The following is an 18,688-nucleotide window of genomic DNA, read 5'->3' on the forward strand; positions in this document are numbered from 1 at the left end:
ATCGGGGGATTCCATGCGTGATCCTGAGTTGGTGTCCTGCGCCCAGCGGGCGGCGGGAGAGCTTGAGCGGGCCTGGGCGCACTGGAGAGAGGCCCGCGGGCTGAGCGGCGAGGAAATCGCCGAGTCCGTGGCGAGCTACGTCGCCCACTCGATCGACCATCCCTGGGGGCGTCCCCGGGTGGTGCTCGGTCTCGACGCCGAGGACGCCCGCGAGTTGGCCGCCCTCTTGCACAAACAGGAAGTAGCCGAGCCGGCTTGGTGACCCTCTTTCGCGGCATAACGGTCTGATTACGCTCTACCTACACGTAGGTTGGATGCCGACAGACCTCGCGAAGGGACCCGCCGTGATCAGTCGACCACTTGCCGCCGCAGTCCTGGGCCTGTGCGGGCTCGGAGCCGTCGCCTGCGGCGGCGCGGCGAGCTCGGACGCGGACGCGACCATGCCCGACGCCGCGCGGAACACCGGGCCGGAGACGGCCGGCGCGGTGAGTCAGGTCTCGGCGCGTACGGCCGGCACGCCCGCCGCGAAGGCGAAGCCCCTGGCCGGCAAGGTCATCGTGATCGACCCGGGCCACAACGGCGGCAACTACCGGCATCCGGAGATCATCAACAAGCAGGTCAACGTGCTGACCCAGTGGAAGGCGTGCGACACCACCGGCACGTCGACCAACGACGGCTACAGCGAGGCCGCCTACACCTGGGACGTCTCCAACCGGCTGGCCAAGGACCTGCGGGCCGCGGGCGCCACGGTGAAGCTCACACGCAAGGACAACACGAGCGTCGGGCCGTGCATCACCGAGCGGGCGGCGATCGGGAACCGCGCCAAGGCAGACGCCGCGATCTCCATCCACGGGGACGGCGCTCCGGCGAGCGGTCACGGCTTCCACGTCATCATCCCCAAGAAGATCAACGGCCCGGTCGACCCGGTCGTGGACGACTCCAGGAGGCTCGGCCTGCTGATCCGGAACGCGTACCACGCCGGGACCGGCGTGCCGTACTCGACGTATATCGGCAAGAACGCGCTCGACTACCGTGACGACCTGGGCGGGCTGAACCTCTCGAAGGTCCCCAAGGTGTTCATCGAGTGCGGGAACATGCGCAACACGGGCGACGCGGCCAAAATGAAGGACCCGCGGTTCCGCCAGCGCGTCGCCGACTCCCTCGCCAAGGCCTTCCAGGCCTACCTCGCCTAACCCCCCTTGGCCGTGATCATGCACAGGTTCCCGCTCACCCCCTCCCGCCTGGCCCTTTCCTGGGCGTGATCATGCACGCCCCGGCGGGCTGTGCGAGTTGAAGACGTTTGGCATGATCTGAGGCATGGATGACCTGCTTCCCCGCCCGCGCATTGCTGACAGTGCGCCGGGATCGTTCGAGTTCGCTCCCGGCGCCGCCATCTCCGGCACTGCCGAGCTGGTGGATGCCGTACGGCTCGCGCTTGCCGTGCTCGACCTGAGACCGGCGGAGGCCGGGGCCGCGGTGAGCGTGGAACACGACGCCGGCCTGGGAGCCGAGGCGTACGCCATCGCGATCACCTCGGAGGCGGTGCGAATCACGGCCGGGGACCGGGCCGGTGCGTTCTACGCTGGGCAGACGCTGAGGCAGCTCATGCCCGCGGAGGCGTTCCGCTCAACGGCGTTGCCTGGAACGTCCTGGACCGTCCCCTGTGGCCGCGTTGAGGACGCTCCCGAATTCTCCTGGCGCGGCGCTCATATGGACATAGCCCGAAATTTCCTGCCGAAGCGGGAAGTGTTGCGGCTGATCGACCTGCTTGCCCTGCACAAGCTCAACCGGCTCCACCTGCACCTCGTCGACGACCAGGGGTGGCGGGTGGAGAGCCGGGCCTTCCCGCGCCTGCACGAGGTGGGCTCCCACCGCGCCCAGACGACGACGAGCTTCTTCGGCGAGGAGCCGACCTTCGATGGCGTGCCGCACGGCGGTTACTACACCCTGACCGATCTGGCGGAGATCGCCGCGTACGCCCGGGCGCGAGCGGTCACGGTCGTCCCGGAGATCGACGTGCCGGGGCACGCCTCGGCGATCCTGGCGGCGTACCCGTCGCTCGGCGCGAAGCCGGACGAGACTTATCACGTGCTGGACCGGTGGGGCATCTCGCCCGCGATCCTCTCGCCGCTGCCGCCGACCGTCGAGTTCCTCACCACTGTGTTCGACGAGATCATCAAGGCGCTGGGCGACGTGCCGTACTTCCACCTCGGCGGCGACGAGTGCGTGCTCGACGACTGGGCCACCTCGGCGGAGATCTCGGCGTACCAGGCCGAGCTGGGCCTGGAGGCCCCGGCCGACCTGCACGCCTGGTTCCTGCGGCGGCTGGCGGACGTGCTGGCGGAGCGGGGGATCCGGGCCGTGGTGTGGGACGAGGCGTTCGTCAGCGGCATGCTGCGGCAGGACACGGTCGTCATGCCGTGGCGCGGCGAGGCGGTGGGCCGCCGGGCGGCCGCCGCGGGTCACGACGTGGTGGCCACGCCCGTGTTCCCGATGTACTTCGACTACGCCGAGGCGTCGTCGGCGGAGGAGCCGGTCGGCATCGGGGACGCCCTCACGGTCGCCGACGTCGCCGCCTTCGCTCCCGCGCCCGCGGAGTGGACGCCGGAGGAGCGCGCCCGGATGCTGGGCGCGCAGTTCCAGCTCTGGAGCGAGCGCATCCCGGACGGCCGGACGCTCGACTACCGCGCCTGGCCCCGGGGCTGCGCGGCGGCCGAGATCACGTGGACGGGCGGGCCAGCCGAGCCCGGCTTCCTCCCGCGCCTGGACGCCCATCTCGTACGGCTGGACGCTTTCGGGGTGGAGTATCGCCCGCCGGCGGGTCCTCGGCCGTGGCAGCGTGGCGGCACGGGGTGGCGGCGGCACCGGCCAGGAGTCGTCCCAGTGCATGACGTGATGAAGCACCTCGACGAGATGACCCACTCGGCCGACTCCACCCGGCCGAGCATGTGACACGTGCATGATCACGGCGCGGGTGCCCGCAGGTCCCGCGGCCTGAGCGGGAACCCGTGCATGATCACCGTGGGGGTTGGCGCAGGTCGCGGACCTGCGCGGGAACCCGTGCATGATCACGCGGAGGGGTGGGGGGGTCAGGCGGCGATCTCGTATCCGGCTTCCTTGACGGCCAGCCGTACGGCCTCGTCGGGCACGCCGTCGCCGATGACGTCCAGCCGGCCGGTGGCCAGGTCGACCTCGACCCCGGTCACGCCGGCGATCTCGCCGACCTCCTCCTTGACCGAGCTCACACAGTGGCCGCAGGTCATTCCGTGAACCGTGTAGGTCTTCACGCTCATGTCATCCTCCAAGGCGCGTCAAGGTACCCCCCAAGGGTATTGCATTTGATGTCGCGTCCTTAGGCGGTCTTGCCGATGACCTCGCGGATCGACGTGTATCCGTGGCGGCGGACGCGGCGGGAGAGCTGGCGGTGGATCCGGGACGCCCACAAAGGGCCCTCGTAGATCATGCCGGTGTAGCCCTGCACGAGCGTCGCGCCCGCGAGCAGCCGCTCCCACACGTCGTCGACGTCCTCCACACCGCCGACGGAGACGAGCGTGAGCCGGTCGCCCGTCTTCTTGCGAAGCCGGCGCAGCACCTCCAGCGAGCGCTGCTTGAGCGGACGCCCCGAGAGCCCTCCCGTCTCGGTGCTCGGCACGCCGGCGCGGCTGATCGTGGTGTTGGTGGCGATGATCCCGGCCAGGCCGAGATCGACCGCCAGCTCCGCCACGGCGTCGATGTCCTCGTCGGCCAGGTCCGGGGCGATCTTCACGAGCAACGGCGTCCGCCCGGCGACCTCCTTGACGGCGGCCAGCAGCGGACGCAGCAGCTCGACCGCCTGGAGGTTGCGCAGCCCCGGCGTGTTGGGCGAGCTGACATTGACCACCAGGTAGTCCGCGAAAGGCGCGAGCTGCCGCGCGCCGGCCACATAGTCCTGTACGGCTTCCGCCTCCGGCACGACCTTGGTCTTGCCGATGTTGACCCCGACGACGACCGGAACGCCGCGCGGCTTGCGCAGCCGCCTGGCGGCGGCCGCCGCTCCGGCGTTGTTGAAGCCCATCCGGTTGATGATCGCCCGGCTTTCCACGAGGCGGAACAGGCGAGGCCGGGGGTTGCCGGGCTGCGCCTGCGCGGTCACCGTGCCCACCTCGACGTGGCTGAAGCCGAAGGCCGCGAGCGACTCGAAGCAGCCGGCGTCCTTGTCGAAGCCGGCGGCAAGCCCCAGTGGCCCGGGGAAGTGGACGCCGAATGCCTGGATCCGGAGCGCCTCGTCATGCGGGGCGAACAGATCGTGCAGCACCCGTTTCACGAGCGGGAGCACCGCCAGCAGGCGGAGTAGCCTGAGCGTGAGATGGTGGACGGCCTCCGCGTCGAAGCGGCTGAGGACCTGCGTGAACACGAATCGATACATCGCGGCAAGACTATCGCCTGGGTCGGTTCGGTCGGGGATTCACCTCGAGGCCGAGCGTGGTCAGGTCCCCGTCCTGCGAGGTCCGGATCGACAGCTCCCGGTCGAACTCCAGGAGCCGCAGGAGGCGCAGGACGAGCGAGGACGGGCGGACGACGGCCATCGTCCCGCCCCGCCCTCGCACCCGCATGTCGGCCCAGAGGAGCGTCCGGCAGCCGGAGCAGTCGATGAAGTCGACCCCGGACAGGTCGATGTCGACCTGTCCGGGGCGGTACGTCCGGAGGACGTCGCAGAGGCAGCTGCGAAACTCCCCGGCGCCCATCACATCGAGGTCGCCGTGAACCGCCATCCGAATCCGGTTTTCAGACGGCGTGATCTGTGTTCGCAACATTCTGCGGTCCTTGCTCTCCCAGCAGCTCGGCCGCGAGGTCGGAAACTCTCCGCCGGCTGTCCCTGGCCTGCTTGCGCAGACCCGTGAACGCCTGCGAAGCCGTCAGGTCGTGCTTCCCCATGAGGTATCCGATGGCGCGCTCGATCACCACTCGGTAATCCAGCGCGTACTGCAACTGGTCGGCGAGCTCGGCCTTCTCGTCCGCCTCCATCGAGGCGACGAGAACCTGCTCGATCACATGGGCGTAGGCGTGGAGCGCCTGAGTGTCCGACTCCTCCCAATCATGCACGGTGTCCTGATATACGTTCAGCGTTCCCACCGGCACACCGCCAAGCCGGATCGGCACCCCCGCGACGGCACGGACCTCGGGGTGGAGCAACTCGGGCAGCCTGGGCCATCGAGGATCGCTTCGCACGTCAACGGTCGTCACGGCGGCATCGTCCGCGTACGCGGCGACGCAGGGCCCCTGGCCCGTCACCGCCTGGGCACGCTCCAAACTGCGGCCACGCTCGTCCGTAGCGAAGAGATAACGGAGCGTGCGATCCTCCTCGGCGAACATCAGCCCGGCCCCGGAGTATCCAAAGATCCGATCAACTACCTGAACGATGCGCTCAAGGTGATGCACGATCCCCGTCGCCGTTGTGTTCTTCTGCAAACGCCGTAGGCTGGCAACGAGCGCCTCCGGATCGATATGGGTCATTCCATGTCCTCTCGTGAACCTCACCCTGCGCCGGCGCGGTCGTGGAGAGTTAGCGACTTGGCCATCACACCTGCCCAAACGGGAAGGAATCAGTCCTGCTCTCCGCCAGGACCTGAAGGACGATGACCATGAGCTCGCCGAGACGGGAACCCGTCTCCACCTCGGCGCAGTCCCAATCGCGCCCGATCCGGGCGTAGAAGTCCAGGACGCCGATGAGCTCCGAGCCCTCGATGAGCGGCACGGACAGCACGGCGCGAACCGGCATGGCATGGGCGGCCACATGAGGGAACCCCAACGGGGTCGCCGCATGCAGGTCGTTGATCGCGACAGAGTCACCACAGGCCGCGCTGGCTATCGCCGGGCCGTCGCCGACGGACTCCTGGGCGGACTCCAGCAGGATGCCGTCGTCGTCGGAGGCGCCGATCGCGCGCAGGCGGTCCTGCCCGTCGAACAGCATGAGCGCGGCTCCGTCGACCCCGAAGAGGTCGGCCATGCCTACGAGAACGTTTTCAAGAACTAGCGGCGCGTCTGGTCCCATCGCATGCCATCTCCATGTTGAAGCGGCCGCGGACACAGGGCGGAATTCATCACTAAGCCTAGTGGGCTCTCAGGAGCCCCGGCCATGCGAACCCCACTTTGTTACTTCAAGGCTTGGCTGAGCCGTACGGAGAGGCGGCCCGGAACCGCGCATCCGGAGGGTGGGGGTTGAACGGAGGATCGGGGGTGAAACGGAGACAGCCCCGGAGCGGGCGGCGCTCCGGGGCTGTCGTGGTACGGCGGGCGGGGCCTGAGCGGTCCCGCTGTCGCCTACTTCTTCGCTTTCTTCCCCTCAGGGGTGACCGCGTACCACTCCCCGCCGAAGTCCTTGACGCCCTGGCCCTTGGTGTCGCCGGCCTTCTCGTCCTTGGCGTAGTAGTACAGCGGGTGGTTGTTGTAGGTCACCTGCGTCATGCCGTCTTCGCGCTTGAACCCCCCGATGAGGTCCGCCCGCACGCCGGTCCCCGCCTGGGGCCTGCCGAGAGTGAGCACCGGGGGCCACGCCGTGGCGCAGGCGCCCACGCACGTCGACTTGCCGTTCTTGTCCTTGGTGAAGAGGTAGAGCGTACGGCCCTCCAGCCCGACCAGGACCTTGCCGAGCTTGGTCTCCGCCACGTCGATCTTCGCCGGGCCCGTCGGGGACAGCAGCAGGGGCGAGGTGGGCGACGCCGAGTAACCCGGCGACGTCATGCCGGTCTCCGACGGGGACGTCATCGGCTCCGTCGGCGACGCGTTGTACTCGTCCGCGGCGACAGGGCTGGCGGCGTTCTTTTCGTCGGCACCGCCGCAGCCGGACGCCAGCAAGCCAATCGTGACCGCGCCGGCACACAGCAGTTTCTTCATCTTCGGCCTCCAGGGAAGTTGGCGAGCACGGGTCTCAGGACACACGCGGGCCAAGGGGTTCGCCGCCACGACACGAACCGGCGCGACATGCCTTTGCCGTCTCTTGAGCCCTGGCTGGAACGACCGGCGTCCGGGGCGGGTACCGGCACTCCCATCGAGCGCACACCCTGCCCGGCAACCCGGAGATGGAAAAGGTAGATTATTGTGGGACAAAATATTTAATACAGGTCTAACGACGCATCTCATCTCGAACTTCGCCGTAGCGGGCTTCGAGTCCGGCCTCGGCGATCGGCCGACACGGAACTCGATCAGCCCGTCCTGCTCCCGGTCGAGGGATCGGCGGTGCGATGCTGACCCCCAGACGCCCGTCCATCTGATCGGCTGACCTGCGGGGATGCAGTGGCTTTCAGCAGAGATCACCCGCTTTGCCGTGACGACCGTGGCCGGGCTGCGACAGACAAGGAGCACCTGGATGGCCGATCGCCCCACCCCACAGCGCGTGGACCCGTCCGCCCTCAAGCAGCGCCTCGGCGGCACTGGCGTGTGGCTGGCGTCGCTTTCGGCGGCCCCTGTGGACGAGGCGCGGCGGACCGTCGCGGAGATCGAGCGGCTCGGCTACACGACGCTGTGGATCGGCGAGACCCCGGCCGGCCGGGAGGCCCTCACCCACGCCGCCCTCCTGCTGGCGGCGACCGAGCGGCTCCAGGTCGCCACCGGCATCGCCAACATCTACGCGCGTGACGCGGTCGCGGCGGCCAACGGGGCCAGAACGCTCGCGGACGCCTGGGGAAACCGGTTCGTCCTGGGTCTCGGGGTCAGCCACGCTCCTCTGGTGACCACCCGGGGCCACGACTACGGCAAACCGGTCGCGGCCATGCGCGACTACCTCGACGCCATGGACGCGGCCTCGTTCCCGGCTCCGCTGTCCGAGGAGCCGCCCCGGGTCCTCGCGGCGCTCCGGCGCAAGATGCTGGAGCTGGCGGCCACGCGAGCCCAGGGCGCGCACTCCTACTTCGTCACCCCCGAGCACACCGCCCACGCCAGGGAGATCCTCGGCCCCGGGCCGGTGCTCGCACCCGAGCAGGCAGTCGTGGTCGGCACCGATCCCGCGGCGGCGCGGGCGACCGCCCGGAAGTACGCCGCCACCTATCTGGCCCTGCCCAACTACGTGAACAACCTGCGCGAGCTGGGCTTCTCCGATCGGGACTTCGATGGCGGCGGCAGCGACGCGCTCATCGACGCGGTGGTCCCGTGGGGCGACCCGGAGACTCTCGCCGGGCGCGTCCGAACCCACCACGAGGCCGGCGCCGACCATGTCTGCGTCCAGCCCATCGCGGCCACGCTCGCCGAGCAGCTGGAGCATCTCCGGCTGCTGGCCCCGGCTCTTCATGGGCTGAGCCGGTGAGTACGGCGGGGCCCGGCGAGACGCCGGCGTTCACACCACCGGATCCGACGGGCCTGGAAGCCTGGATCCGGCAGGTCCTCAGGCTGGCGGGGCCGAGGGCGTCGTCATCGAGCCCGCCGCTCCCCGAGCCGTCCACGGCTCCGGTGGAACCGCCGCCCGCGGAGGACGGCAGGCAATAGACCCCCCTGCCGCCGGGCACGGCCGCTCATCCGGAGGACTCCCGCACGGCCGCCGCGATCGCGGCCGCGATCGTCCGGCGGTTCGCCGGAACCGGGACGCCCTGGACGAGGACCGTCGGCGTGCCGCTCACCCCGCGCTCAATCGCCCTCTCGGTCACGTACGCCACCCAGTCGTGGTAGGCCCGGTCGCGCACGCACTGGGCGAAGGCCGGCGTATCCAGGCCTACTGACCGGCCGATTTCGACCAGCTCGTCATCCAGGAGGCCGGGCCCGCCCTCCGGCGGCTGGTTGGCGAACAGCGCGTCGGCGTACTCCACGAACCGCCCGCCGTCCGAGGCGCAGCCCGAGGCGCTGGCCGCCCGGGATGAGTAGTGGTTGGTCGACAGCTGGTCGAGGAAGGCCATCGGGTGGTAGACGATCGTGGCCAGCCCATCGTCCACCGCGCTCCGCAGCGTCGCCCCCGCGGCCTCCTCGAACGCCCTGCAGAACGGGCACTGGAAGTCGATGTAGACGTCGACGGTGACCCTTCCCTCGCCCACGGCGATGCCGTCGCCGACCATGGAGGCGCCCGCCGGCACGCGGCGCGGCACCGGTGCCCTGCGTACGTGTGTGCTCATATGCTCCTCCTCGCCAATTCGCTTCTGGGCGGGACGGGTGATGTCAGCCGGCGCCCCGAGCCTGGCGCACCTGCTCCTCCAGCCGCTCGAGGCTCTCGTCGAGCGCCTTGTCGAGCACCTCGGCGGGAGGCACGTGCTCCTCCTCGAAGAAGGAGAGGTGAACCGTCACATCGCTGCTCTCGTCGTGGATGCCCGCCACCTGGAGCCACCCGGCGTACCGGTTGTCGTCACGGGTCCCCCACTCCATCCGGAGCTGGTCGCGCTCCTCGTTCAGGAGGCCGCGGGCGTCTCTCCCCGTGTCGTCCTCGTGAACGGTCACCGCGGGCAGATCGTCCGGCCGCACGTGGATGTCGCGCGGCAGCCACAGGTCAAGCCGATCCACATCGCACGCGACGTCGAACACGCGCTCCGCGGAGGCCGGCATCCTGCGGGAACGCTCGAATTCGGACATATGGCGTCACTCCTCATCCTTGCGACTCATCAACCGCCCCCTACCCCCATAGCGGGGGCTCCATCCAAGCCGGGCGGTCGTGCCGGTGCGGATCTCGCCGTTCCAGCTGGCGCCGAGGGCGAGGTCAGGCCGCGTATCCGCCGTCGACGTTGATCGTCGCGCCGGTGATGTACGCGGCGTCGGGGCCGGCGAGGTAGGTGACGAGACTGGCGACCTCGTCGGCGGTGCCGTACCGGTCGGCGGCGATGAAGGCCTTCGTGCTCGCGGCGAACGGCCCGTCCTTCGGGTTCATCTCCGTGTCGACGGGGCCGGGCTGGATCGTGTTGACGGTGATGCCGCGACTGCTGATCTCCCGTGCGAGTCCGCGCGTGAAGCCCGCGACCCCCGCCTTCGTCAGGGCGTAGACGGTTCCGCCGGGGAAGTGGATGCGGTCGGCGTTGATGCTGCCGATGGTAATGATCCGGCCTCCGCCGCCCATGTGCCGGAGGGCGGCCTGGCTGGCGAAGAAGACGCTGTGCAGGTTGACCGCGACCGTGTTGTCGTAGCCGTCCTCGGTGATCTCCTCGATCGGGCCGGCGCCGATCACCCCCGCGTTGTTGACCAGGATGTCCAGCCGGCCCAGGCGCCGCACCGTCTCCTCGACGGCCGCCTGTACGGCGTGGCGGTCGGCCGCGTCGGCCTTGATCGCGATCGCCTGGCCGCCCTCGGCGTTGATGTCCTCGGTCAGGGTCTTGGCCCGGTCGGCGGAGGCGTTGTAGGTGATCGCGACCGCGGCTCCCTGACGGGCCAGCGCACGGGCGATGGCCGCTCCGATGCCCCGCGATCCGCCCGTGACGATGGCGACCTTGCCGCTCAAGGTGTGTTCCATGGTGACTCCCTCGTCAGTATTTGTTGAACGATCACTCAATATTTCAGCCTGCCGTACGCCTGTCAAGTGATATCTTGATTGCCTGCTCAAAAATACGTGGGGGTGGCATGCCGAGGGGACGCCCGCGGGCCTTCGACACGACGGCCGCACTGGACGCGGCACTCGCGGTGTTCTGGTCCAAGGGGTACGAAGGGACCACGATGGCCGACCTGTCCGCGGCGATGAACCTGAAGCCGGGCAGCATCTACGCCGCGTTCGGGTCCAAGGAAGGGCTCTACCAGCAGGTTCTCGACCGTTACACCAGCACGGTGTTCACCTACACCGGGGAGGCCCTGGCCCGGCCCACCGTGCGCGGCGTCATCGAGGCGTGGCTGCGCGGCGCGGTCGACGCCGCCACGAAGGAGGGCACACCCGCCGGGTGCCTGCTCGTCCACGGCGCCCTCGTGTCCGGCGACGGGTCTGAGTGCGCCCGGCAGGAGACCGCCAAGCGGCGCGCGGCTGGAGAGACCCTGCTCCGCCGGCGATTCGAGCAGGCGAGGGAGGACGGGTCTCTGCCCGAGGACGTCGAGCCGTACGACCTGGCGAAGTACATCTCCGTCCTCGCCCAGGGAATCGCCGTCGAAGCGGCCTCCGGAACCCCTCAGGACGAGCTCGACGCCATGATCCAGGTGGCCCTCAAGCGACTCCCCTGGGAGTAGGAGACCTCAGTCCGCCAGATAGCGCCCGGCCAGGGCACGTACCGTGGCCGTCAGCCGCTCACGGAGCTCCCGCGGCTCCAGGACCTCCACCTCGGCTCTCAGCCTGAGGAACTCCGTACAGGCATGTTCGAGCGATTCGATCGGGACCACCGCGCGCTCCCCGGCTCAGAGCACGGTGGGAGCAGAGACGGGCTTAACGGATGCCGCCACGGCCAGCAATTGGGGAAGGTCGCGCATGTCGTCGAAGAGGACCGTATTCGCGCCCTGCAACATCGCAGCCGGTGTAAGGCCCCCCGTGAAACCGAACGCGCGCATCCCTGCCGCGCGAGCGGCCTGAACCCCATATCGGCTGTCCTCGACGACCACGCATGCAGCCGGGTCCACCCCCATCGCCCGGGCCGCATGCAGGAACAGGTCTGGAGCGGGCTTGCCCTTCCGCACCTCGGTCGCGCTGAAGATCCGGCCTTCGAAGAAGTGATACAGGCCCGTCAGCCCGAGAGTGAAGCGCATCTTTTCGTGGGATCCGCTGGAGGCCACGCAGCTCGCATAAGGAATGGCCCGCAGAGCGTCGACGATCCCGTCAACCGGAGTGAGCTCGGAGGCCAGGGCGTCCCTGTAGGCCGCATCGAACCGGTTGAGCCACCCGTCTGGAAGCGGCTCGCCGATGTGCTCCTCGATGGCCGCGATGAATACCTGATCCGAACGGCCGACGAATCGCTCGATTATCTCCTCTTCGGACAGCCTGAGACCGGCCTGCTCCAGAATCACGCGGTCGACGCGGACCGCGATGCGTTCGCTGTCCACCAGGACGCCATCGCAGTCGAATATGACCAGCTCTATGGATGCGCTCATATCGGAGAACAACCTAACAAACGGCAGGGGCCGAACGGCCGGCCTTCCAATCGTGGTGATTACGCCGAGGCGACCTCGGGCGCTGCGCCGGGGCCGGGTAGCACGTCGATGTCACCTGCGCGCATCGGCCCGTCGCACGCCGAGCAGCGCAGCTCGACGTGGCTGATCGATCCGCCCTGAGGGGAGCGCCGGCCATGTCGTCAGCGCCAGTAGTTGTTGGCCGCCGCGATCGTGGCGAACTCCAGCGACACGACCTGGGTGGCGGCGATGAGGCGGGCCGCGTCGGTCGCGTACTGGGGACGGCCCGCCTGTAGCGCCTCCAGCTCCGGCTGGATGTTGTGGACGGTGTTGCGGACGATCGCGATCGCGAGCGCCCGGCCCTCCGCCGGTGTGGCCGTGATGAGCGTGCCACCGGGGATGAGATCGAGGGCCTCGTCGGGTACACGGGTCATGCTGGTCCGCCTTTCTGGCGCGAGCTGGGGCGACATGCGCGGTCTGCGGCATCTGGGCCGCTCGGACCCCGCCGTCGCCGCGCGTTCTGGTCTGTTCCCAGGGTCGTTCCACGGGCGCGTGACCGCTTGAGTCATTCGACTGCCCCACGACTGAGGTCCCGCCGTACCGTGCGAGAGGACGTCGGTCCTGACGTGAAACGGCCTCGCAGGGCCCTGCTCCGGGCCCTGCGAGGCCGCTGTATCCGACGGTCAGCCATGGGCCACCGTGGTGCGTGACGCCTTGGCTGTCTCCCGAGCGGGCCTGCTCACGGCGCAGGCCCGCCCACCGCTGTGCCGCCGGTTATGAGATGTGGTAGGCGTCGCCGTAGGTGTGCCAGTCCAGCGGCGGGTTGAGGTTGAAGTTGCCCGCCTGCAGGAAGACCCGCTGCTCGGTGTCGACCCTGCTGGTGTCGTCGTGGGCCGCCTCCGTGAGCATGGCGGCCTTGCGGGCGTCCAGGAAGGCGTTGAGGTAGGTCGTCTCGTTGCCACCCTGCGCCGGGGTCTTGGCATTTTTCATCGCGGTGGCACGGATCCCGCCGAAGCTGACGCTGTCGGTGCCCGGGCCGTGCATGACGATCGCGTCGTAGTAGATGAACTGGCCGAGCGCGCGCAGCCCGTCAGCCTTGGCCTGGGAGACGGCCGGGTTGAAGTAGACCCGGTCGCGCTCGTCGTCCTGCGCCTTCTGGAACGCCGGGTCCGCCGCGGCGCGAGCCCAGTCGGCCGGGAAGTTGGGGTCGAGGCCGGTGTGCGAGGAGGTGCCGTTGACGCTGCGCAGGGCGGGCAGGTACTTGGCGAGCACGTTGCCGGGAACCCGGCTGGTGTAGAGCTCGACGAGGTCGAGCATGTCGCCGGTGCCCGAGCAGAAGCCGATGATGCCGGCGGTGTAGCCGCGGCCGTCCTTGATGTCCTCGATGTACTTGTACTGGGCCTTCCAGTCCAGCGAGGAGTTCTCGGCGCTGGAGACGAGCTCCATCGCGATCTCCTTTTTGCGCGGGTCAGTCAGGTCCACGCCGCTGGTCGACGTCGGAGTCGGAGTCGGAGTCGGAGTGACCGTCGGCGTCGGCGTGACCGTGGGGGTCGGCGTGACCGTGGGGGTCGGCGTCGGCGTGGGGGTCGAGCCGGTGCCGCTGGTGCCGTACACCTGGAACTCATACAGCGAGTAACCGTAGGTGGTGCCGCGGGCGGTGCCGTACATGCGGACGTAGCGGCCGGTACCGGAGACGGTCAGATCGTCGGTCGCGCCGTTGCCGGTGGTGGTGGAGAAGATGTCGCTCCAGGTGGTGCCGTCAGGCGACGTCTGGATCTTGTACGACTTGCCGTAGGCCGCCTCCCAGTTCAACACGACCCGGGTGACGTTCGAGGACGCCCCCAGATCGACGCGGACCCACTCGGGGTCATGACCCTCGACAGACGACCACCGGGTGGTGGTGCTCCCATCGACGGCGTTGCTCGCGGCGAACCCGGCGGACTCGGTCGAAGACGCGGTCGCCGGCTTGCCCTGCGACAGCAGAGTGACCTGGCCGGTCGGTGTCGCTGTCGGTGTGGGAGTCGGAGTGACCGTCGGCGTCGGCGTGACCGTGGGGGTCGGCGTGACCGTGGGGGTCGGCGTGACCGTGGGGGTCGGCGTCGGCGTGGGGGTCGAGCCGGTGCCGCTGGTGCCGTACACCTGGAACTCATACAGCGAGTAACCGTAGGTGGTGCCGCGGGCGGTGCCGTACATGCGGACGTAGCGGCCGGTGCCGGAGACGGTCAGATCGTCGGTCGCGCCGTTGCCGGTGGTGGTGGAGAAGATGTCGCTCCAGGTGGTGCCGTCAGGCGACGTCTGGATCTTGTACGACTTGCCGTAGGCCGCCTCCCAGTTCAACACGACCCGGGTGACGTTCGAGGACGCCCCCAGATCGACGCGGACCCACTCGGGGTCATGACCCTCGACAGACGCCCATCGGGTGGTGGTGCTCCCATCGACGGCGTTGCTCGCGGCGAACCCGGCGGACTCGGTCGAGGACGCGGTCACCGGCTTGCCCTGCGACAAAAGCGTGTCCACGGCGGCGGTCGCGGCATTCGACACGGGGAGCAGGACGGGCTGGAGAGCCAGGGCGATGGTGGCGGCGGCTACCGCCGACAGGCGGTGGCGCCATCCGCGGCGGCCCTGAGGGAAAGGTGTGTGACTCGTTGCGGAACGAGCTCTATTCGAGGAGGACAATGGCGGTCCTTTGGTCGGGGGGATGCCCCTTTCCGGCTGCGGGGTTAGCCGGTGGGTGATCGGGTGGTTCGGCCGGTTCTTCCTCTTGACCGGTGGGCGGAGCCCGGATGGCGCTGACGGTCTGCGGCAACGAACCGGACAGACAGTCGCTGACCACAAGTTGCGTCCATGGCAGTTAGGAAAGCTTCCTAACCTGCACGCGATGCTAGAGAACCGTATTGGGCCTGCGCAAGGCCTATCCAGACGTGACCTTAAAGGTTGGGACGAGTAAGAGGGCGTTGACCTTGGCCAGGTCAAAGGATGTAACGCCTACTGCTTGATTGTTGTCAGGACTTCCTACATTCGTGACCGAATCGCCTGCGGCCACGCGACCTGAACCACCGTTCTGGCCCGGCTGATCCTGGACGAAGCCCGCCAACCGGCGGGTGACTCGATCTCGCGCTTGATCCAGCGGCAGATGACGTCCACGGCGTACGCCCATTCCTCCGGGGTCAGCTCCCTGCCCTTGGGGATGTCGTGCCGGCGTTGCAGGCACGTACGGCAGCAGGTGGCGGTGCGTGCTGGGCGACGCGAGTGCAAGGCCCGCCCCTTTGAGCAGAGCGGGCCTGCGAAGCCGTCCCTGTCAGTGCTTTCCAGTGAAGACTTGGGGAGTCCGGTGCTTCCAGGGCATAGCCTGTTCCAGCTGGGCGGCGATCTGGAACAGCAGATCTTCACGGCCGTACGGGGCAATGATCTGCACCCCGATCGGCAGTCCGCCGTCTCCGTGGCCCAACGGCAGGCTGATCGCGGGCTGACCGGAGATGTTGAACACCATGGTGAACGGGCCGTAGTCGAAGATCGACTGCAGCCAGCTCGTCACCGTGGGACCGGGGTCGTCGTAACGCAAGGTGCCGTGAGGCGCCGGGAGCCGGCCCAGTGTCGGAGTGACAAGCAGGTCGTACTCGGTGAAGAACGCGCCCACCGATCGGGTCACCCGGTTCTGCGCGTCGAACGCGGCCATCATGTCCAGCGCGCTGTACTCCCTCGCCACTTGCAGAAGCCGCCTGGAGACGGCTTCCATCCTGGCCGGGTCGGGTTGTCTCGGGGCCCTGAGCAGCATCGAGGCGATGGCGACGGCTTCGGCCACCATGCTTTGCAGGACGGCGTCCCAATCGATGACCGGACTGGCATCGGTGACGGTGTGACCCATTTGCTCCAACATGCGGCCGACCTGGACCGTCGCAGCGGCCACTTGGCCGTCTACCACGACGCCCGACCATGCCTTGGTGGTCACCGCCACCCGCAACAGGCCGGGGTCGGCCCCCAGTTCATCGGTATACCGGCCGTGTGGGGGCGGCGCGGTGTACTTGTCCCCTACACCGGGCCCCTGGACGGCGTCCAGGAGGTGGGCGGCGTCGCGGACGGTACGCGTCAGCCCGAACTCGTACGCCATCCCGAGCATCGCCTCTCCCAGGTCGGGCCCGCATGGGACTCGGCCGCGGCTTGGCTTGAGCCCGACGAGCCCACAGCAGGACGCCGGAATCCGGATGGACCCGGCTCCGTCGCTGCCATGAGCCACTGGCACGGCACCGGCGGCGACCAGGGCGGCGGCGCCGCCGCTCGACCCGCCCACCCCCCGCTCCAGATCCCATGGGTTGCGGGTCGGCCCGTACTTGACCGATTCGGTGGAGAAGCTGATCACCAACTCCGGCACGGTGGTCAGGCCCAGAGTGACCAGGCCAGCGGCACGAAAGCGAGTCATCAGATCGCTGTCGTGCCAGGCGACGATGCCCGGAAGGGAACGGCTTCCGAGGAAGAACGGGACCCCCTTCGCCACCGGCCCATGGTCCTTGATCAGGAACGGTATTCCGGCGAAGGGCCCGTCTTCCGCGTGGTCGAGCGCTGGGGTGAACACCGGCAACGCCAGGCCGTTGACCTCGGCGTTCGCCACTTCCAGGGCCTGGCGGGCAACGGCCTCGACCTCGTCGGCGGTGACCTCGCCCGCCCTGATCAGATTGCGGAGTCCGACAGCGTCATGCTTCGCGTAGTCGTGAAGTTCCATTTGAAGAGTCCTCTTTCGGCGTCCTCGACGCCAGCACATCGATCACAGGTGGTTCCGTAGTCGGAACCCTTGTCGTCCAGATGGATGAGCAGCGCGTGGTACGCCAAGGCGCTGCTGACGACCGGCAGCCTCAACAGGGCGACGGTCTCTGCGCCGGGGCCTGCGGCTCCGGGGACCATCCCCCCGCTAGTGATCGAGGTGTTACTACGCTCGGGACATCGAGACCCATGCTGACAGCGGCCGTCTCCCCTGTCGACTGAATTCGAGGTCGCTTCAGCGGGCCGTACGAGATGAAGGCACGGCTGTGGCGCTTCTCCGCGCTCTCTTCAGCCGGCGGCGGAGTCCCCGGCGAGGAGTGCCTCCCCCAGTGGGGTCAGGGTGTGCAGCACAGCGCCGCCGAGGCGGGCGGTCGATACGAGCCCGGCGTTTCGCAGGACCGTGGCGTGCTGGCTGGCGGAGGCCAGGGAGATGCCGACTCGCTCGGCCACGGCGGTGGTCGTCGCCGGATCACGCAGGCCGGCCAGGACGGCCGCCCGGGTACGGCCGAGCAGAGGGCCCAGGGCGTCGGCCGAGCCGCCGGGGCGCTCTCCGCTGTACATCCGATACGTCAGCACGGTCGACTGGTCCGGCCTGTACATCACTGTCGGCCCCGGTGCGAAGAACGACGGGATCAGCAGCAGCCCGCGACCGCACAGCGGAATGTCAGCCGTGGACTGCGATGGGACGCGGAGCACCGGCGGCTGCCACACCCAGAGAGGGTTGAGCGTGGTGAGAAAGGCGTCGACCCCTCCGCGGAGCAGGGTCTCCGCGCGCAGAGAGCGGTCGGCGACGGCGTTGGCCCGCACCTCGGACCAGACCGGTTCGAGGTTTGAGCGGTGACGGACTCGCAGATCGTTCGCCAGGATTTCCCGGGCTGCCCCAGTGCCCGCCGCGAGTTCCCTGACCAAGCGGCTCGCCCGGGAAGCGGAGGGCAGCCGGCTCAGGTCGTCGGCCAGTTGCGCAGCAGGTGTCTGGACGGCCATTTCGACGCCTGTCGCGAAGTCATCGGCCGCCGGCTGCAACAGGAAGTCCGGTAGGAAGCGCCCCGGTGGCAGCAGATCGAGGAGCATCCCTGGTGCGAGGGTCGCATCGATCCTGCGCTCCGTCCCCGGCCGTGATCGCCTCCCGCCCACCGACCCAGTCCGCAGCCGGCGCACGCTGAGCACTGTCTCCCAGAGGGCGTTCGGCGTCGGCGCCAGCGTGATTTTCCGCAGGTCAGCGTCGGAGAACCAGAGACTGATCACATCGATCGATCCTGGCACAGAAAGGACCTTTCGGCCAGGACTGAAAGGTGTTGTCCGCTGGAATGCGGCCATGTCAGTCTCACTTCGCAGAAAAGGCGGCCGTCGTAGAAGCCCCACGGCGAGGGCATGGCCGTCCGCCTGTCCCCGCGTTCCTCGAACGCCATATCCGTCCCCATCTGTCGGTATCCCCGATCGATCAAACACAGGAGACTCATGAAATCGAGACACGGGAAGAGGCTTTTCAGCTCCCTGATATCGGCTGCTGTCGCTTCCGGATTCCTCGTTTTCCTGCAGTCCGCCCCCGCGGCGGCGGCGGACTGCTCAGGACCGTTCGAAGACGTCTCCACGCCCGTGGCGTCCACGACATTCGCCTGGGATGTCTGCAGCGACGGAGCCGTCCATATCTGGAGCGGCACGCTACGCGACACGAACTGCGACAACCGGAGCGCGCACCTCAAATTCACCATTCAGAAGAGAGCTAGAACATCGGGAGCCTCCTGGACCTTCATGTCCGGCTCCTCGACCTACTCCGTGAACGGCTGCGGCAACTGGGCGACCTACCCGGAGATCATCCTGAAGCGGAGCAGCTCCTCGTACGGGAACTACGACTTCAGAATGGTCAGCACGATCTGGGCCTGCAGCAGCCTGTCCTGCAGCACCTACTACGACCGCGCGTTCTCGTACTCGTACTAGACCCATCCAGCATGTGATCACTCAGGGCAGGAAA

At 68.6% G+C, this 18,688-nt stretch carries 22 protein-coding genes; 6 read left to right on the forward strand and 16 right to left on the reverse strand.

From position 1 onward, the window contains the following. Positions 1–13 precede the first annotated feature (13 nt). From N5079_RS28225 to N5079_RS28235, 3 genes are all read left to right on the forward strand, one after another. Complete coding sequence (locus tag N5079_RS28225) at positions 14–262, forward strand: hypothetical protein (protein ID WP_261587181.1); 249 nt, start codon at positions 14–16, stop codon at positions 260–262. Positions 263–344: 82 nt separating this feature from the next. After that, positions 345–1,193, forward strand: a complete 849-nt coding sequence (locus N5079_RS28230) for an N-acetylmuramoyl-L-alanine amidase (RefSeq protein ID WP_261587182.1) — start codon at positions 345–347, stop codon at positions 1,191–1,193. Between the two features lie 124 nt (positions 1,194–1,317). Beyond that, positions 1,318–2,952 (forward strand): beta-N-acetylhexosaminidase, encoded by a 1,635-nt coding sequence (locus tag N5079_RS28235; protein WP_261587183.1) that lies wholly within the window; start codon positions 1,318–1,320, stop codon positions 2,950–2,952. Positions 2,953–3,089: 137 nt separating this feature from the next. On the opposite strand, the gene N5079_RS28240 is transcribed toward N5079_RS28235, so the two are convergent. The 6 genes from N5079_RS28240 to N5079_RS28265 all read right to left on the reverse strand — a co-directional run bounded on the left by N5079_RS28240 (position 3,090) and on the right by N5079_RS28265 (position 6,873). Beyond that, the gene (locus N5079_RS28240) at positions 3,090–3,293 is read right to left on the reverse strand and encodes a heavy-metal-associated domain-containing protein (protein ID WP_261587184.1); all 204 of its coding nucleotides are present in this window, start codon (positions 3,291–3,293) and stop codon (positions 3,090–3,092) included. A gap of 59 nt (positions 3,294–3,352) precedes the next feature. Continuing rightward, complete coding sequence (locus tag N5079_RS28245; RefSeq protein WP_261587185.1) at positions 3,353–4,405, reverse strand: quinone-dependent dihydroorotate dehydrogenase; 1,053 nt, start codon at positions 4,403–4,405, stop codon at positions 3,353–3,355. A 10-nt stretch (positions 4,406–4,415) separates the two neighbouring features. Continuing rightward, on the reverse strand, positions 4,416–4,751 hold the full coding sequence (locus N5079_RS28250; protein ID WP_261587186.1) for an STAS domain-containing protein: 336 nt from the start codon (positions 4,749–4,751) through the stop codon (positions 4,416–4,418). Between the two features lie 13 nt (positions 4,752–4,764). Beyond that, positions 4,765–5,448 (reverse strand): GAF and ANTAR domain-containing protein, encoded by a 684-nt coding sequence (locus N5079_RS28255; RefSeq protein ID WP_261587187.1) that lies wholly within the window; start codon positions 5,446–5,448, stop codon positions 4,765–4,767. Between the two features lie 109 nt (positions 5,449–5,557). Next, the gene (locus N5079_RS28260; RefSeq protein WP_261587188.1) at positions 5,558–6,031 is read right to left on the reverse strand and encodes a GAF domain-containing protein; all 474 of its coding nucleotides are present in this window, start codon (positions 6,029–6,031) and stop codon (positions 5,558–5,560) included. Between the two features lie 269 nt (positions 6,032–6,300). Continuing rightward, a complete protein-coding gene (locus N5079_RS28265) occupies positions 6,301–6,873 on the reverse strand; it encodes a hypothetical protein (RefSeq protein ID WP_261587189.1) in 573 nt (190 codons plus the stop codon). A 472-nt stretch (positions 6,874–7,345) separates the two neighbouring features. Between N5079_RS28265 and N5079_RS28270 the strand changes: the two genes are divergently transcribed. Beyond that, entirely contained in the window at positions 7,346–8,278 is a 933-nt protein-coding gene (locus N5079_RS28270) for a TIGR03620 family F420-dependent LLM class oxidoreductase (RefSeq protein WP_261587190.1), read from the forward strand. A 205-nt stretch (positions 8,279–8,483) separates the two neighbouring features. Here the strand turns inward: N5079_RS28270 and N5079_RS28275 are convergent, their stop codons facing one another. The 3 genes from N5079_RS28275 to N5079_RS28285 all read right to left on the reverse strand — a co-directional run bounded on the left by N5079_RS28275 (position 8,484) and on the right by N5079_RS28285 (position 10,393). Next, positions 8,484–9,074 carry a DsbA family protein gene (locus N5079_RS28275; RefSeq protein WP_261587191.1) on the reverse strand — a complete coding sequence of 197 codons (591 nt, stop codon included), beginning with the start codon at positions 9,072–9,074 and terminating at the stop codon, positions 8,484–8,486. A gap of 43 nt (positions 9,075–9,117) precedes the next feature. Then, a complete protein-coding gene (locus N5079_RS28280) occupies positions 9,118–9,525 on the reverse strand; it encodes an SRPBCC family protein (RefSeq protein ID WP_261587192.1) in 408 nt (135 codons plus the stop codon). A 124-nt stretch (positions 9,526–9,649) separates the two neighbouring features. After that, entirely contained in the window at positions 9,650–10,393 is a 744-nt protein-coding gene (locus N5079_RS28285; RefSeq protein ID WP_261587193.1) for an SDR family oxidoreductase, read from the reverse strand. Positions 10,394–10,500: 107 nt separating this feature from the next. Here N5079_RS28285 and N5079_RS28290 point away from each other — a divergent pair, with 107 nt between their 5' ends. After that, a complete protein-coding gene (locus N5079_RS28290; RefSeq protein ID WP_261587194.1) occupies positions 10,501–11,091 on the forward strand; it encodes a TetR/AcrR family transcriptional regulator in 591 nt (196 codons plus the stop codon). Between the two features lie 6 nt (positions 11,092–11,097). On the opposite strand, the gene N5079_RS28295 is transcribed toward N5079_RS28290, so the two are convergent. The 7 genes from N5079_RS28295 to N5079_RS28320 form a co-directional block, all read right to left on the reverse strand. Next, entirely contained in the window at positions 11,098–11,241 is a 144-nt protein-coding gene (locus tag N5079_RS28295) for a WYL domain-containing protein (protein WP_261587195.1), read from the reverse strand. A 15-nt stretch (positions 11,242–11,256) separates the two neighbouring features. After that, complete coding sequence (locus N5079_RS28300) at positions 11,257–11,943, reverse strand: HAD family hydrolase (RefSeq protein ID WP_261587196.1); 687 nt, start codon at positions 11,941–11,943, stop codon at positions 11,257–11,259. 200 nt (positions 11,944–12,143) lie between these two features. Further along, positions 12,144–12,395: a hexameric tyrosine-coordinated heme protein gene (locus N5079_RS28305; protein WP_261587197.1), complete on the reverse strand. Its 252-nt coding sequence runs from the start codon at positions 12,393–12,395 to the stop codon at positions 12,144–12,146. A gap of 340 nt (positions 12,396–12,735) precedes the next feature. Continuing rightward, positions 12,736–14,502 carry a chitosanase gene (locus N5079_RS28310; RefSeq protein ID WP_261587198.1) on the reverse strand — a complete coding sequence of 589 codons (1,767 nt, stop codon included), beginning with the start codon at positions 14,500–14,502 and terminating at the stop codon, positions 12,736–12,738. A gap of 471 nt (positions 14,503–14,973) precedes the next feature. Then, the gene (locus N5079_RS35660) at positions 14,974–15,351 is read right to left on the reverse strand and encodes a DUF4186 family protein (protein ID WP_410007837.1); all 378 of its coding nucleotides are present in this window, start codon (positions 15,349–15,351) and stop codon (positions 14,974–14,976) included. Then, positions 15,260–16,678, reverse strand: coding sequence for an amidase (locus N5079_RS28315; protein ID WP_261587199.1), 1,419 nt, complete (start codon positions 16,676–16,678; stop codon positions 15,260–15,262). The genes N5079_RS35660 and N5079_RS28315 overlap by 92 nt, the downstream gene beginning before the upstream one ends. Positions 16,679–17,004: 326 nt before the next feature. Then, a complete protein-coding gene (locus tag N5079_RS28320; RefSeq protein ID WP_261587200.1) occupies positions 17,005–17,961 on the reverse strand; it encodes an ArsR/SmtB family transcription factor in 957 nt (318 codons plus the stop codon). 213 nt (positions 17,962–18,174) lie between these two features. Here N5079_RS28320 and N5079_RS28325 point away from each other — a divergent pair, with 213 nt between their 5' ends. Then, positions 18,175–18,654, forward strand: a complete 480-nt coding sequence (locus N5079_RS28325; RefSeq protein WP_261587201.1) for a hypothetical protein — start codon at positions 18,175–18,177, stop codon at positions 18,652–18,654. Positions 18,655–18,688 lie beyond the last annotated feature (34 nt).

The organism is Planotetraspora sp. A-T 1434 (genome assembly GCF_025420585.1).
Classification (GTDB): domain Bacteria; phylum Actinomycetota; class Actinomycetes; order Streptosporangiales; family Streptosporangiaceae; genus JAOEGB01.

What these genes read in the sequence shown, in the direction of transcription:
- N5079_RS28265 (WP_261587189.1), bottom strand. Translation starts at nt 6,873, where the DNA reads ATGAAGAAACTGCTGTGTGCCGGCGCGGTCACGATTGGCTTGCTGGCG.
- N5079_RS28260 (WP_261587188.1), bottom strand. Translation starts at nt 6,031, where the DNA reads ATGGGACCAGACGCGCCGCTAGTTCTTGAAAACGTTCTCGTAGGCATG.
- N5079_RS28250 (WP_261587186.1), bottom strand. Translation starts at nt 4,751, where the DNA reads ATGGCGGTTCACGGCGACCTCGATGTGATGGGCGCCGGGGAGTTTCGC.
- N5079_RS28305 (WP_261587197.1), bottom strand. Translation starts at nt 12,395, where the DNA reads ATGACCCGTGTACCCGACGAGGCCCTCGATCTCATCCCCGGTGGCACG.
- N5079_RS28315 (WP_261587199.1), bottom strand. Translation starts at nt 16,678, where the DNA reads ATGGAACTTCACGACTACGCGAAGCATGACGCTGTCGGACTCCGCAAT.
- N5079_RS28235 (WP_261587183.1), top strand. Translation starts at nt 1,318, where the DNA reads ATGGATGACCTGCTTCCCCGCCCGCGCATTGCTGACAGTGCGCCGGGA.
- N5079_RS28240 (WP_261587184.1), bottom strand. Translation starts at nt 3,293, where the DNA reads ATGAGCGTGAAGACCTACACGGTTCACGGAATGACCTGCGGCCACTGT.
- N5079_RS28285 (WP_261587193.1), bottom strand. Translation starts at nt 10,393, where the DNA reads ATGGAACACACCTTGAGCGGCAAGGTCGCCATCGTCACGGGCGGATCG.
- N5079_RS28245 (WP_261587185.1), bottom strand. Translation starts at nt 4,405, where the DNA reads ATGTATCGATTCGTGTTCACGCAGGTCCTCAGCCGCTTCGACGCGGAG.
- N5079_RS28300 (WP_261587196.1), bottom strand. Translation starts at nt 11,943, where the DNA reads ATGAGCGCATCCATAGAGCTGGTCATATTCGACTGCGATGGCGTCCTG.
- N5079_RS28270 (WP_261587190.1), top strand. Translation starts at nt 7,346, where the DNA reads ATGGCCGATCGCCCCACCCCACAGCGCGTGGACCCGTCCGCCCTCAAG.
- N5079_RS28280 (WP_261587192.1), bottom strand. Translation starts at nt 9,525, where the DNA reads ATGTCCGAATTCGAGCGTTCCCGCAGGATGCCGGCCTCCGCGGAGCGC.
- N5079_RS28275 (WP_261587191.1), bottom strand. Translation starts at nt 9,074, where the DNA reads ATGAGCACACACGTACGCAGGGCACCGGTGCCGCGCCGCGTGCCGGCG.
- N5079_RS28290 (WP_261587194.1), top strand. Translation starts at nt 10,501, where the DNA reads ATGCCGAGGGGACGCCCGCGGGCCTTCGACACGACGGCCGCACTGGAC.
- N5079_RS28325 (WP_261587201.1), top strand. Translation starts at nt 18,175, where the DNA reads ATGAAATCGAGACACGGGAAGAGGCTTTTCAGCTCCCTGATATCGGCT.
- N5079_RS28225 (WP_261587181.1), top strand. Translation starts at nt 14, where the DNA reads ATGCGTGATCCTGAGTTGGTGTCCTGCGCCCAGCGGGCGGCGGGAGAG.